Origin of the sequence: Streptomyces fuscichromogenes (assembly GCF_014645815.1) — a bacterium.
Classification (GTDB): domain Bacteria; phylum Actinomycetota; class Actinomycetes; order Streptomycetales; family Streptomycetaceae; genus Streptomyces; species Streptomyces fuscichromogenes.
Genome location: NZ_BMML01000015.1, coordinates 65,902 through 78,339, shown reverse-complemented (window position 1 = coordinate 78,339; position 12,438 = coordinate 65,902). Strand labels below are relative to the sequence as shown.

16 protein-coding genes and 1 pseudogene are annotated in these 12,438 nt (G+C 70.2%); 4 read left to right on the top strand and 13 right to left on the bottom strand.

Annotated elements, in window-relative coordinates; translation table 11 throughout:
• Nucleotides 1–51 precede the first annotated feature (51 nt).
• The 3 genes from IEZ11_RS29530 to IEZ11_RS29520 all read right to left on the bottom strand — a co-directional run bounded on the left by IEZ11_RS29530 (nucleotide 52) and on the right by IEZ11_RS29520 (nucleotide 3,287).
• Nucleotides 52–972 (bottom strand): winged helix-turn-helix domain-containing protein, encoded by a 921-nt coding sequence (locus IEZ11_RS29530; protein WP_189265966.1) that lies wholly within the window; start codon nucleotides 970–972, stop codon nucleotides 52–54.
• 342 nt (nucleotides 973–1,314) lie between these two features.
• A complete protein-coding gene (locus IEZ11_RS29525) occupies nucleotides 1,315–2,559 on the bottom strand; it encodes a GNAT family N-acetyltransferase (protein WP_189265965.1) in 1,245 nt (414 codons plus the stop codon).
• Between the two features lie 143 nt (nucleotides 2,560–2,702).
• Nucleotides 2,703–3,287: an RsiG family protein gene (locus IEZ11_RS29520; RefSeq protein WP_189265964.1), complete on the bottom strand. Its 585-nt coding sequence runs from the start codon at nucleotides 3,285–3,287 to the stop codon at nucleotides 2,703–2,705.
• Between the two features lie 169 nt (nucleotides 3,288–3,456).
• On the opposite strand from IEZ11_RS29520, the gene dtd reads away from it, so the two are divergent.
• Nucleotides 3,457–3,882: a D-aminoacyl-tRNA deacylase gene (gene dtd, locus IEZ11_RS29515; RefSeq protein ID WP_189265963.1), complete on the top strand. Its 426-nt coding sequence runs from the start codon at nucleotides 3,457–3,459 to the stop codon at nucleotides 3,880–3,882.
• Between the two features lie 30 nt (nucleotides 3,883–3,912).
• On the opposite strand, the gene ygfZ is transcribed toward dtd, so the two are convergent.
• From ygfZ to IEZ11_RS29475, 8 genes are all read right to left on the bottom strand, one after another.
• The gene (gene ygfZ, locus IEZ11_RS29510; protein WP_189265962.1) at nucleotides 3,913–4,878 is read right to left on the bottom strand and encodes a CAF17-like 4Fe-4S cluster assembly/insertion protein YgfZ; all 966 of its coding nucleotides are present in this window, start codon (nucleotides 4,876–4,878) and stop codon (nucleotides 3,913–3,915) included.
• Nucleotides 4,879–4,888: 10 nt separating this feature from the next.
• Nucleotides 4,889–5,350 (bottom strand): Fur family transcriptional regulator, encoded by a 462-nt coding sequence (locus tag IEZ11_RS29505; RefSeq protein WP_189265961.1) that lies wholly within the window; start codon nucleotides 5,348–5,350, stop codon nucleotides 4,889–4,891.
• Between the two features lie 34 nt (nucleotides 5,351–5,384).
• Nucleotides 5,385–5,960 carry a heme-binding beta-barrel domain-containing protein gene (locus tag IEZ11_RS29500; protein ID WP_189265960.1) on the bottom strand — a complete coding sequence of 192 codons (576 nt, stop codon included), beginning with the start codon at nucleotides 5,958–5,960 and terminating at the stop codon, nucleotides 5,385–5,387.
• A gap of 211 nt (nucleotides 5,961–6,171) precedes the next feature.
• Nucleotides 6,172–7,053, bottom strand: a complete 882-nt coding sequence (locus IEZ11_RS29495) for a hypothetical protein (RefSeq protein WP_189265959.1) — start codon at nucleotides 7,051–7,053, stop codon at nucleotides 6,172–6,174.
• Complete coding sequence (locus tag IEZ11_RS29490; protein WP_229713426.1) at nucleotides 7,050–7,883, bottom strand: hypothetical protein; 834 nt, start codon at nucleotides 7,881–7,883, stop codon at nucleotides 7,050–7,052. Before IEZ11_RS29490 ends, IEZ11_RS29495 begins: the two co-directional genes overlap by 4 nt.
• On the bottom strand, nucleotides 7,880–8,629 hold the full coding sequence (locus IEZ11_RS29485) for a hypothetical protein (protein ID WP_229713425.1): 750 nt from the start codon (nucleotides 8,627–8,629) through the stop codon (nucleotides 7,880–7,882). The genes IEZ11_RS29490 and IEZ11_RS29485 overlap by 4 nt, the downstream gene beginning before the upstream one ends.
• 97 nt (nucleotides 8,630–8,726) lie before the next feature.
• Nucleotides 8,727–9,086, bottom strand: a complete 360-nt coding sequence (locus IEZ11_RS29480) for a DoxX family protein (RefSeq protein ID WP_189265958.1) — start codon at nucleotides 9,084–9,086, stop codon at nucleotides 8,727–8,729.
• On the bottom strand, nucleotides 9,083–9,571 hold the full coding sequence (locus IEZ11_RS29475) for a cupin domain-containing protein (RefSeq protein WP_189265957.1): 489 nt from the start codon (nucleotides 9,569–9,571) through the stop codon (nucleotides 9,083–9,085). The genes IEZ11_RS29480 and IEZ11_RS29475 overlap by 4 nt, the downstream gene beginning before the upstream one ends.
• A gap of 89 nt (nucleotides 9,572–9,660) precedes the next feature.
• Between IEZ11_RS29475 and IEZ11_RS29470 the strand changes: the two are divergent.
• Nucleotides 9,661–10,259 (top strand): annotated as a pseudogene (locus tag IEZ11_RS29470) (LysR family transcriptional regulator).
• On the opposite strand, the gene IEZ11_RS29465 reads toward IEZ11_RS29470, so the two are convergent.
• Together IEZ11_RS29465 and IEZ11_RS29460 are read right to left on the bottom strand one after the other, a co-directional pair.
• Nucleotides 10,256–10,615 (bottom strand): DUF397 domain-containing protein, encoded by a 360-nt coding sequence (locus IEZ11_RS29465; protein ID WP_189265956.1) that lies wholly within the window; start codon nucleotides 10,613–10,615, stop codon nucleotides 10,256–10,258. The pseudogene IEZ11_RS29470 and the gene IEZ11_RS29465 sit on opposite strands and share 4 nt — an antisense overlap.
• Nucleotides 10,597–11,439 (bottom strand): helix-turn-helix domain-containing protein, encoded by an 843-nt coding sequence (locus IEZ11_RS29460; protein ID WP_189265955.1) that lies wholly within the window; start codon nucleotides 11,437–11,439, stop codon nucleotides 10,597–10,599. Before IEZ11_RS29460 ends, IEZ11_RS29465 begins: the two co-directional genes overlap by 19 nt.
• Before the next feature lie 176 nt (nucleotides 11,440–11,615).
• Between IEZ11_RS29460 and IEZ11_RS29455 the strand changes: the two genes are divergently transcribed.
• The gene (locus IEZ11_RS29455) at nucleotides 11,616–11,987 is read left to right on the top strand and encodes a hypothetical protein (protein WP_189265954.1); all 372 of its coding nucleotides are present in this window, start codon (nucleotides 11,616–11,618) and stop codon (nucleotides 11,985–11,987) included.
• Between the two features lie 37 nt (nucleotides 11,988–12,024).
• Nucleotides 12,025–12,387: a DsrE family protein gene (locus IEZ11_RS29450; RefSeq protein ID WP_189265953.1), complete on the top strand. Its 363-nt coding sequence runs from the start codon at nucleotides 12,025–12,027 to the stop codon at nucleotides 12,385–12,387.
• Nucleotides 12,388–12,438 lie beyond the last annotated feature (51 nt).

Here is a 12,438-nt window from a genome sequence, read left to right as displayed (position 1 = left end):
GCGGCAGGACCCAGGGCCTGCCCGACAGTTCCAGAGCCTGCCCGACAGTTTCTAGGACGTCAGCTCCAGCTCCGAACTGATCGTCTGCCACAGGGCGTTGAACCACCGGTGGGACTGGTCCACGAACGTGGTGTCCCGCAGCCCCGCGCCCTGTTCGAAGGCGAAGAGCATCGACCGCGTGCCCTCGGCGTCGTACGTCTGGAGGTGCTCGTGGTCGATCTCCCGCTCATGGCGCCCCAGCGTGTAGTACGCGAGCAGCGCCTCCGCGCCGTTGAGCAAATACAGCTTGACCGGCGGGGTGAACGGCAGCGCCCGGAAGGCGACCTGGACGTCGATGCCGTGCGTGGCGCGCAGCGCCAGCAGGTTGTGCCGCAGCACCTGTCCCTGCGCGTTGCGCTGGGCCAGCCAGCGGTCGTGCACCGCGTCCTCGGCCGAGGCGTCGGCCGACACCGCCGTCGGGAACGCGAGGTCGATGTTCCGGCTCGGCAGCAGCACCCGGACGTCGATCTTGGCCGGTTCCAGCCGCCCCGCGTGGATGAGCCGCAACGGCCCGCCGAGCGCGAGGTTGAGCGAGACCGAGGTCAGGCAGAGGGCGTCGATCTTCACGTGCGAGGCCGCGAAGGCCGCCTCTATGCGCGGGGTCAGGGCCACCATGGTCGGCTGCGGCGGCGCCTCCGGGCCCACCGCGAGCCGTGCCGGGGCCGGCTCCGGGGCCACCGTCGCCGGAGCGCCCTTCGAGACGTTGGTGAGCAGGTGCTCCGACTGCAGAATGCGCAGCGCCTGCCGCACGGCCCCCCGCTCCACGCCGAACTCGTCGGCCAGCTTGGCCTGCGTGGGCATGCGCTGGCCCGGCCGCAGCACCCCGGACCTGATCCGGGTGCGCAGTTCGTCGGCCACCTCGCGGTGTGACGCCTGAGGCCGCTGTGACCTCTTCCGTCCATTGACGGAGGCGAGTTCCGGGTCCACGGACAAACAGTACAACTTCCCGCCATCTTTCGGCAGTTCACGGGAAGGTGGTTATGAGTCGCATCCAAGTGGAGATAAGTACTGTGGAGTTGGTCACCAACTCATGCAACATGGTCATACTTCCTCGGCGGTTGGCCATCCGGGTTCCCTTCCGGAGGGGAGCCGGGAGCCCGGTCCACCAGGGCCCGCCGCAGGGGCGCACGGCCAGCACAGCCACAACTGAACACCGACAACCGAACACAGGCAGACCCGCACAGCCACAACTTCACAGCTCGCTACGGATGAGCAGCACAGACACAGCTGAACAAGGTGATTCAGGCACCCGTCCCAGGAGGAGGGAGACCCGCCTCAGAAGATGTCCGGGCACCAAGGCCGCCCGGACGCGCGCAGCAGGGCGTCGGCCTCCCGGGCGGCGCCCACTCGCTCTTCCTGGACCCGTCCGAGGGTGTGCAGCCGCGCCACGGACTGGTCTCCGAGCCAGACACTCGCCAGCTCGGCGATGCCGAGGGCGATGTCGGGGGTGTCGGTGGTCGGGGTGCAGGACGCGCCGTCGGGGGAGGCGTCCAGCCGGAACCGGCCGCCGGCCAGCCCCTGCCGGTCGACCACATCGAGGACCAGCGACCCGGCGCTGTCGTACGTCCGTGCCTCCAGAGCCCGTACGACGTCCAGGATCCGCACCCACAGCCAGTCCGCCTGGGTGGTGATCCGCGCGGCGCGCGGGTCCGGCAGGTAGTGCGGCAGCAGGTCGTCCGGCGACCGCCGGCCGCTCTTCACCCTGGTGATCCAGTCGATCGAGCACAGGTAGTGCCACAGCGCGCGCTCGGCCGCCGGGCTCGTGCCGAACAGCCACTGCACGTCCGCGGTGTCGTACGGCTGCTTGCCCTGCCAGTTGTCGTCCGACTCGTAGGACGCCATGCCCTCCACCTCGCCGGCCGCCGAGCGGTACACCGCGAAGTAGGGCTCCTTCCACTCCTCGTCGAAGCGGACCGCTCCGGTGCGCAGCTGCCACCACAGGTCGCTGCGGCTGACCGCGCCCGGGGTGCCGCGCCGGAAGCGTTCGTACAGGTCGGGACCGAGCTTGCGGATGTCCTCGCCGTCGACGAGGTCGATCCGGCCGCCGTCCTCGGGGCGCGACCAGCGCTTGTCCAGGCCGGCCCGCGAGACCTCGACCGTCCACTCCGTGAGCGTGGTCGCCGGGCCGAAGCCGTAGCGGCCGTAGATCGGGTACTCGGCGGCGATCAGGGTCGCGACCACGTCCCCGCGCTCCTTCGCCGCGGCCAGGTCCTGGCTCATCATGCGGGTCAGCAGGCCGCGGCGGCGGTGGGTGGGGGTCACGGTGACGTTGGAGACGGCGTCGGCGGGGACGGTCGCGCCGCCGACCACGGTCAGCTCCTGGTCGAAGGAGCGGAACGTCGCGACGCAGCGGGAGCCGTCGAAGGCGCCGAGGAGTCTGCCCGCGACGAACTGCCTCCGCCGGGCGTCGAGTTGGTCGGCGGAGAGGGTGGGGGTCTGGAGGAAGCCGGTGGACAGGGCGCGGTGCCAGTCGGCGAGTTCGGGTTCGGTTATGGGGCGGACTTCGACGGCGTCAGTCATGACAGCACGGTAGGTGGTGGGTCGGGGTGGTGCCGATCGAATTTCGGGTGCGGGTGGGTGGGGGCTTGTCGCGCCCACGCGGCGGAGCCGCAATGTCGGATACAGCGCGGCGCCCCTGAAAGACCAAAAAGGGGCGCTGCGCCTCACGTCAGCAGATCGTCGACCTGGGCCTCGCCCTCCCGGTAGCGGCGGGTGATCTCGCCGCTGGAGTCGTCGGCCGTCCGCTGCAGGCGCTGCCTTCGCCGCGACACCTCCTGTTCGTAGCGGACCAGGCGGCCCATCGCCGCCGTCAGCTCGGTGTCGGTGCGGGCCTCCAGGTCGGAGAGTTCGACCTCGGCCAGCATGTCGGCGGCCAGCCTGCCGTACTCCTCCTTGTGCGGGGTGCCCAGGGTGACATGGCGGGCCGAGGAGCGGTGGCGGGCCGGGGCGTCCGTGAGGATCTCCGGGAGTCGGTCCACCACGGAGGCGGCACCCGCCGGGGAGCGGCGGGCCAGTTCCGCGCGCAGGATGTCGATACGGCCCTGGAGCAGCCGCCGTACGTAACTCAGGTCGGCCTCGTCGCGCTGTGCGTCCCGGCGCAGGACCCGCAGCTCGGGCAGGCTCAGGTGGGCCAGGTCGTGCTCCGGTGTCTCGGCGGGCAGCGGGATGTCCTCGCCGCGCTGTGCGGGCGGCCGGTGCAGGCTCGGTGTCCCCTGCGTCTTCAGTCGCCCGGTGCTCGGTGTGCTCATACGCCTCTACCGTCCCCTCGACCGGTGTGTGGAAGCATGGTGCCACCCCAAGTGGCCGCAATGTGACCGAGTGCCCCCGAACGGCCCTAGTTGGGACGTTAAGGATCAATAATGTGCCCCACGGCAGCCCCCTGCGAGGGCCGTACGGGCACCGGGCATGATGGTCGGCATGCGAGCGGTGGTACAGCGGGTGGACGGCGCGAGCGTCGTCGTGGACGGCGAGACGGTGGGCGCGATCGAGGGCGAGGGGCTGTGCGTGCTCGTCGGCGTGACGCACGACGACACGAAGGAGAAGGCCGCCCAACTCGCCCGGAAACTCTGGTCGGTCCGGATGCTGGCGGACGAGAGGTCGTGCAGCGACATCGACGCGCCCCTGCTCGTCGTCAGCCAGTTCACGCTGTACGGCGACGCGCGCAAGGGGCGGCGGCCGACCTGGAACGCGGCGGCGCCCGGCGGGGTGGCCGAGCCGCTGGTGGACGAGGTGGTGGCCCGGCTGCGGTCGCTGGGGGCGACCGTGGCGACCGGGCGGTTCGGGGCGCAGATGCGGGTGTCGCTGACGAACGACGGCCCGTTCACCGTGCTGCTGGAGATCTGAGGGCCCGGCCGGACCGGTCCCGCGGCGGGGCTACGGCTCGACGATCACTTCCTGTGCCGCGGCCGTCTCCCCCACGACCAGCCGGGCGTCCGCCGGGAGGTTGCGCTTGACCAGCGCCAGGGCCACCGGCCCCAGCTCGAAGTGGCGTACCGACGTCGTCACGAAGCCGATCTTCCGGCCGTCCGCGCCCTCGTCGGCCACCCGGATCTCGGCGCCGTGCGGCGGCAGGTGCACCTCGCTGCCGTCCAGGTGGAGGAAGACCAGGCGGCGCGGCGGCTTGCCGAGGTTCTGCACCCGGGCCACCGTCTCCTGGCCCCGGTAGCAGCCCTTCTGGAGGTGCACCGCGGTGCCGATCCAGCCCAGCTCGTGCGGGATGGTCCGGTGGTCGGTCTCGAAGCCGAGCCGGGGCCGGTGGTGCTCGACGCGCAGCGCCTCGTAGGCGAGCAGCCCGGCGGCCGGGCCCGACTTCGCGGCGTACGACTCCAGGTCGGCACGGGGCAGGAAGAGGTCTCGGCCGTACGCCGTCTCGCGTACGACGACGCCGTCCGGCACCTCGGCGATCGAGCCCGCCGGCAGGTGGACCACCGCGAAGTCGGCGGTCCGGTCGGCGACCTCCACCCGGTAGAAGAACTTCATCGACTCCAGGTAGGCGATCAGCGCCTCCTGGGTGCCGGGCTCGACGTGCGCCCAGACCGTCGTTCCGTCGTCGACCAGGTACAGCGCGTGCTCGATGTGGCCGTGCGCGGAGAGGATCAGCGCCTCGGTGGCCTCGCCCACGGGCAGCTCGCTGACGTGCTGGGTGAGCAGCAGGTGCAGCCAGCTCAGCCGGTCCTCGCCGGTGACGGCCACGACCCCGCGGTGCGAGAGGTCGACGAAGCCGGCGCCGTCGGCGAGGGCGCGCTGCTCGCGGAACAGGTCGCCGTAGTGGGCGGCGACGCCTTCGTCCACGCCCTCGGCGGACACGGCTCCGGGCAGGGACAGCAGGGGGCTCTTCATATCCGTAAGCCTACGACTCGGTAATTGAACTCTGGACGGTTGCCGACTTGGCTCTCTTGAGCGCGCAGTCCTTGCAACGCCCGAAGATCGCGAAGTGTTTCATGTCCGTCTCGAAGCCGAACTCCCGCCGCAGCTTGGCGGTGAACTCCGCGGCCACCGCCACGTCCGCCTCGATCACGTTCTCGCAGTCGCGGCAGACCAGGTGGATGTGGTGGTGCCGGTCGGCCAGGTGGTACGTCGGCGCACCGTGCCCGAGGTGGGCATGGCTGACCAGCCCCAGCTCCTCCAGGAGCTCCAGGGTCCGGTAGACCGTGGAGATGTTGACCCCCGACGCGGTCTTGCGCACCTCGCCGAGGATGTCGTCGGGGGTCGCGTGCTCAAGCGTGTCCACGGCTTCGAGCACGAGTTGCCGCTGCGGCGTCAGCCGGTAGCCGCGCTGCCTGAGGTCGCTCTTCCAGTCGGTGCTCACCACACCGAAAGTCTAGAACCACTTCCGGAGTTCGGAACTACTTGAAGAACGCGATCCCGTCGTCCGGCATGTCGTCGGGGAGGGCCTTGGCCCAGCGCTCGACGTCCTCCGGGGTGACGACCTTCTTCAGGTGGGCCGACATGTAGGGGCGCAGCTCGACCTCGGGGGTCTGCTTCTCGCCGACCCACATCAGGTCGCTCTTGACGTAGCCGTACAGCCGCTTGCCGCCGCTGTAGTGCTCGGCGGAGGCGGTCCGCGCCACCGCGTCCGTGACCAGGTCGATCTGCGGCTTCTTGTCGGCCATCTCGCCGTACCAGATCTCGATCACGCCGCCGTCGCGGACCATCGTGATCTCGACCTTGCGGTGCGCGTCGATACGCCAGAAGCCGTGCTCGGTCTCCAGCGGGCGGACCTTGTTCCCGTCCTGGTCCAGCACCCAGGTCTGGGAGTGGTACTCCAGGAAGTCCCGTCCGTCGTGGCTGAAGGTGACCTCCTGGCCGAAGTTGCACTTCTCCGAGCCCGGGAAGTCATGGACACCCGCACCGGCCCAGCTGCCCAGCAGGAAGGCGAGCGGAACCAGGTCCTTGTGCAGGTCGGACGGAATCTCGATCATGGCGGCGGTTTCCTAGACGACGGTGCGGATCAGCGCTGGCCCTGGTACAGCTTCTTCACGGTGAGCCCGGCGAACGCGAGGACGCCGACGCAGACCAGGACCAGCAGGGTTTCGAAGAAGGCTTCCACGGGTGCTCCTTGAGCGAGGGTGGGCGTACGTACAAGAGCCGGGCCCCAGCTTACGCGGCCGGGGCCGGTGGCTCTTGGCGAGGTCAGCTCAGCAGTTCGCTCTGCAGGGTCACCGTCTGCTCGAAGGGAACGGCGAGGGCGCTGCCCTTGCGGGACTGGACGATCACGGCGAAGGTGTCGCCGGCCGCCAGGTAGGCCATCCGGACCTGCTCGGCGCCGTACGGCTTGTCCTCCGTGTACGGGGCCAGGAGTACGTCACTGAGCCTGGCGACGTCCGGGAAGTCCTCGTCCCGGAGGTAGGTGTCGGCGCCGCGCACCGTGTAGGCGGGCGTGTCCTGGGCGATCATCTCGGTGTTCAGCAGCTTTTCGGTGAGTGTGGCGCTGCCGAACTGAAGCAGGTAGATCCCGGTGTGCGTACCGTCCGGGGTGGTCCAGCCACGGGCCGCGACATGCCGGAGCCCGTAGTCGGCCAGCTTTCCGGCGAGCTCCGCACGGTCCGCCTTGGCGGCGTACAGCGTGAGGAAGTCCTTGGTCGCCAGCCAGCCGTCGGTACCGCGCAGGGCGCCGTCGGCGGTGGCGCCCCGGGGCGCGGGCAGCACCAGCCGGCGCAGGTCGGCGTAGTGCGCGTTCACCTTGTTGGCCTCGGCGAACGGCGCCGGGCTGCCGGCCGGCAGCGGCGGCTTCACCAGGGTGGGGTACTCCCAGCGTCCGTCGGAGTGCGTGGCCAGGCCGGGTACGTCCGTCCGGTCCGCGCGCGAGATGCCGTACGCCGTCCCGGTACCGACGAACGCGAGGACGGCGACGGCCGAGACCCAGCGGAGGACACCCCGGAGCCGACGGCGGTCTTTCTGCGCGGGCCGCGGCTCGGTCCCCGGAAGGCCATCGACAGACTCCGGCAGCTCGGCCTGCACAGGCTGCACGGGCTGCACGCGCTGCTCGGCCTGCTCGGGCTGGTTCATGGTCATACCGCCACTCCCGGGTTCTTGATCCGGTCCAGCTGCTCGCCGAGCAACAGCGCCACACCCTTCTGGTCCAGCGGCTTGGCGCCAGTGGCCGTCGCGCTGACCAGCACGTCGCCCACGTACGCGGAGCACACCATCGTGTCGAGCTTCTCGTCCGGGTCGGCGGGCGGCAGGAAGCAGGCGGCGTCCTTGTGGCCCTTCACCTCCGGGCCCTTGCGGAAGATCTTCAGTGCATCGAAGAACTCCTGCTGGGCCGTGGCGACGTTCCGCACGGTCCGCTGGTCGCCCAGCTGTGACAGCACGATGCTGACGGTGTAGGCACGGGCCGCGTACAGCGTGCTGTTGGTCGCCTCCTCGGTGCTCAGGTAGCTGCGCATCGCCATGCCCTTGGTCTGCTGCTCGTCGATCAGCCGCTCCAGCTCCGTGCGCTGGGAGCGGGGCAGATCCTTGATCGACTCCTTGCGCAGGTCGCCGGCCTGGCTGCCGGACAGCCGGGCGTCGGAGCCGAACCGCCCGATGTCCGGGCCGCGCCCGAACCCGTCGGTGCCGAAGGGCAGCAGTAGAGCCTGCAGACCGGTTCCCCCGGCCGCCGCCTCCTTCGCCCTTTCCTTGACGGTCCTCGGCAGGTCCCAGCTCGGGGCTCCCGGATCCCGGTCGGCGCCGCTCACCCTCACGGAGGTGCCGGCGACCCCCACGACGACGGCGACGAGCAGCACACCGACCCCGGCGATCCTGGCGATCCGGCGCCGGTCACGTCCGCTGGACCGGCCGGTGTCGCCGACCTCGGCCACTTCGGCGACCCCGCCGGCCTCGCTGGACAGTTCCTCGCTCACAGCCGCTCCATCTGCCGCTTCGCCAGGTCCATCACCTTCGACTTCGGGACCGGCTTCGTGTCGTAGACCCAGATCTCCATGGCGATGTCACCGCGCCACGCATGCGCCTCGGCCGTGTACACGTCCACGTAACCCGGCTTGCTCGCGGGCTTGTTGTGGACGTACGCCATGCCGTCGCCGGTACCGGGTATCGGCCAGCCGTCCGTACCGGCGGCTTTGTCGGCCCAGTAGTAGCCGTTGCCGGCCGCCTCGGCCGCCCCGAGCGTCTCCTCCTGGCGGTACTGGATCAGGCGGACCTCCACGATGTACGTGCCGCTCTCCCGCCAGTCCGTGACGGCCGCCCGCCGGAACTCGCCGGCGACGAGGTCCGCGAAGCCGCTCGCTGGCTTGTCGTACGTCTCCGCGTCGTCGGCGAGGCTCATCCAGCCGTCGCTGCCCGCCGTGAACGGCGCCGCACGGGCGCCCCGCGGCTTCTTCAGCAGCAGCTTGCGCAGATCGCCGTCGGCCTTGACCTGCCGGTCCCGGGCGGCCGACAGCGGCTCGGGACCGGCGCCCTTCGCCTGTGCGACGGACGGCTGGGAGAGCGGCGGCAGAGCGGTGGGCCCGCGGTCGGCCTGGACGAGGTAGCCGACACAGGTGCCCGCGACGACGCCGAGCACGGCGGCGGTGGCGATCAGTGCGGCGCTGCGGCCGCTCTTCCGTCTTGCAGGTGGTGTTTCGGGTGGTGGTGCTTCCGGTGAGTCCAATTCGTCCCCCTGTTGGCAACGGGGCGTGGATTCCTTGATCCACGCTCCACAGGAGACTCATGGTCAACTCAGTGAGTTGTACAGGGATTAATTACAATCAGGACACCGCCGCGAGCCCGCCGGCCACCACCGCCGTGAGCAACAGCAGTGCATTAAGGGCGACTTGTCGGTCTCCCATCCTCAAATGGACTCCGATCGCGCTCACTTGGAGGACCGCGAAGCCGACCGCGGCGACCTGGACCAGCCAGGGCGCGACGCCGGTCAGCCGTGGCAGCACCAGGCCGATCGCGCCGAGCACCTCGACGCCCCCGATCGCCCGCACGGCCGCCATCGGCATGCCGTCCACCCACGCCATCATCGGCCGCAGCCGCTCCCGGCTCCGTACGGCCTTCAACCCGCCCGCGTAGAGGTGGAAGAGGGCGAGCAGACCGGCCACGATCCAGTGGGCGGCGCTCATGAGGTGGCGGGTTCGGTGCCGTAGCGGCTCATCACCTCGGTGTGGGCCCGCGGGGTCGGTGCCGTACCGGCCGCGAACATGTCCCGCAGATCCCGGAAGTACTGGACGTACAGATCGGGCGTGAACGTGCTGAGCATGACGGCCGGTTCGCCGGTGACGTTGGCGAAGGTGTGCGGGGCGCCGGGCGGCACCATGACGAGCGTCCCGGCCGTGGCGTCGTGCTCCTCCTCCCCGACCGTGAAACGCACCGAGCCGGAGACGACGTAGAAGCCCTCGTCGTGCCGCGCGTGCCGGTGCTGCGGCGGGCCGGGGGTGTGCGGTGCGAGCACGGACTCGGCGAGGCCGAGGCGGTGGCCGGTGGTACGGCCGTCCTCCAGGACCCGCATCCGGGTGGCGCCGAGCATCAGCACCTCACCGTCGTCCGGGCCGACGACGGCTACAGCGGGCGTGTTGCCGTGATCGTGGTCATGGTCGTGAATCGTCATGCTTCGATTCGACGGCCGGGGCGGTACGGCTGTCCAAGACCTGTTCCGCCCCCTCCATACCCGATCGGTATCGTTGCTGCATGGAGCGAATGGAGCTACGCACGCTGCGCTATTTCGTGGCGGTCTCCGAGGAACTCCACTTCGGCCGGGCCGCCGCGCGACTCCACATGAGCCAGCCCCCGCTGAGCCGCGCGATCAAGACCCTGGAGACCGAGATCGGCGCACGGCTCTTCGAACGGTCACCGGCGGGGGTCGCCCTGACCCCGGTCGGAGCGGTCCTGCTGGACGAGGCCCACGCACTCCTCGACCAGGCCGACAGGCTGCGCGTACGGGTCGCGACGGCGGCGGGGGCAGGGGTTCTCACCGTCGGCCTCCTGGGCGACAGCACGGATCCGGGCGTACGAAGGCTGGCCCGCGCCTACCGCGAACGCCACCCGGGCGCCGAGATCCGCATCCCGAGGGGCCGGTGGTACGGGCCGTTCAGGAGTGCCGGCAGGCCGTGCTCTGGAACGGCACGGTCGGCATGACCCTGGCCGACCATGACCCCGGGGACGGTCTCACGGTGGTGCCGGTCGAGGACATGCCGCCGAGCCGGGTGGTGCTGGCGTGGAAGGGGAAGGAGGCGGACGGGAATCCGCTGCTGCGGTCGTTCGTGCGGGTGGCGACGGAGGCGTACGGGGCGACTTAGACGCCGTCCGTCTTGACCGCCGCGACGAACACGGACCAGGAGGAGGCCGTGAAGAGGAGGGTTCCGTGGGCGGGGGCCTTGCTGTCGCGGACGGGGACGAGGGAGGGGATGCCGGCGGCGACTTCGAGGCAGTTGCCGCCGTCGGAGTTGCTGTAGCTGCTCTTGTGCCAGGAGGCTGCGGCCAGGAGATCGTCGGAGACCTCGACACAGTCGCCGCCACTCGTGTTGCTGTAGCTGCTCTTGCACCACTGCACGGAGGCGAGAAGATCGTCGGAAACCTCGACGCATTCGCCACCGTCGGAGTTGCTGTAGCTGCTCTTGCGCCACGTGAGATTGCTCAAGTCGATGGCTCGCACGGCACTTCCTCCAGCATCCGCAAGATGAACGTCCGCGACTCAGCGGGACTCAGCGCCAGGTCACGAACGTCATCATAGGTGCGGTGCAGGAGCTCAACCCGGCTGGTTTCTTCGATCAGTTCGCCCCGTACGTCGTTTTCTGTATAGGCAACCGTACGGCCTTCCGCGAGGCGCAGGAACATGACGGACATGCTGTCCAGCCGATGCAACCCGGTACCGAACGGCAGCACGTGCAGCGTGATGTTCGGGCGCGCTCCTGCTGCCACCAGATACTCCAGTTGCTCGCGCCATTCCCCCGGGACGCGCAACGAGTTGCGCAGCACCGCCTCCGAGAGAATGACGCGAAACGGTGGGGCGTCGTCACCCTCCAGCACGGCCTGCCGTCCGATGCGCGCGACGACCTGCTGCTCCAGTTCCTCACCCTTCAGGCCGCCCGCCGCAAGCGCCTCACGCACGTACGCCGGGGTCTGAAGCACCCCTGGCGGACGGCTCACTCCGTAGTGCCACAGGCTGGTCGCCTCGGCCTCCAGCACCATGTACCTCCGGTACTGCTCCTTGAACTGCGACGGATCCCCAACCGCCAGCTCCCAAAGCGCCAGCAACAGCCCAGGTGTCCCATAGAACTGGTCCAGCGCCTCCACGAGCTCCGGGCTGCCCAGGGTCCGCCCGCTCTCCATCTTCCCGAAGTTGGACGCGTCCCAGCCCAGTTCCTCGGCCAGTCCTTTTAAGCTCACCCCCCGCTCCGCCCTCAGCAACCGCAGCTCCTCCGCGAACCGTTGCCTGGGCTCCTGGCTACGCCCCGTCACCACCCGCCTCTGCGGCACCGCGCCCCTCCCTGGTTCCCCGTGGAATTTGTGGAATTAGCGCCGCCAGACGGGGAAGAACCGCTCGTCGTCGGCGTGCCTACCCCGCCCCCGGGCCATCCTCGTAGCAGCCTCGACACGCAGAGTAGTCCAACTCTCGCATTTCGTATAGATGTTGGACGAAAGGAGCGAATGCCATGGAGCCCGGAACCCTGCTCTACGACACCGCCACCGACCAGGTCGGCGAGTACCAGGACCAGTCGGGGCCGTACGCGATACTGCGCCCCGTCGGCGGCGGCAGGGAGTGGCAGGCCCATCCGGCGATGCTGCGCCCCGCCACCGACAGAGAACGGATCAGTGCGGGCGTACGCGCGGCGAACGACCGTACCTGGGCCGTACCGCCGGACCCGGAGGACCTCAGCCGCCCACCCTGGCCCGTCCCCGGCTGCGTCGAGTGCGGCGAGCTGGACGGCCGCCGGGAGACCGCCCGCGCCGGCCACGACCACAGCGCGGCCACCGACGCGAACGTGCTGCTGCGCCAGCACCAGCGCGCGGCGCACCTGCCGTGAACCGCCAGGCCGCCGACGGCCGGATTAGGCTGCTCGCATGGCTAAGAAGCTCGTGATCAAGGTGACGGCGGGCGTGGACGCCCCGGAGCGGTGCTCGCAGGCGTTCACGGTGGCGGCGGTGGCCGTGGCCAGCGGCGTCGAGGTGTCGATGTGGCTGACCGGCGAGTCCGCGTGGTTCGCGCTGCCGGGGCGGGCCGCGGAGTTCGAGCTGCCGCATGCCGCTCCGCTGCCCGACCTGGTCGACTCGATCCTGGCCGGCGGCACGCTCACGCTGTGCACACAGTGCGCGGCCCGCCGGGACATCACGGAGAAGGACGTCATCGAGGGCGTCCGGATCGCGGGTGCGCAGGTGTTCGTGCAGGAAGCGATGGCGGACGGGGCGCAGGCGCTCGTGTACTAGACCGCGAGCAGCGTGTCCGGCGGGGTTCACGGCCTGCCCCGCCGTCGGCAC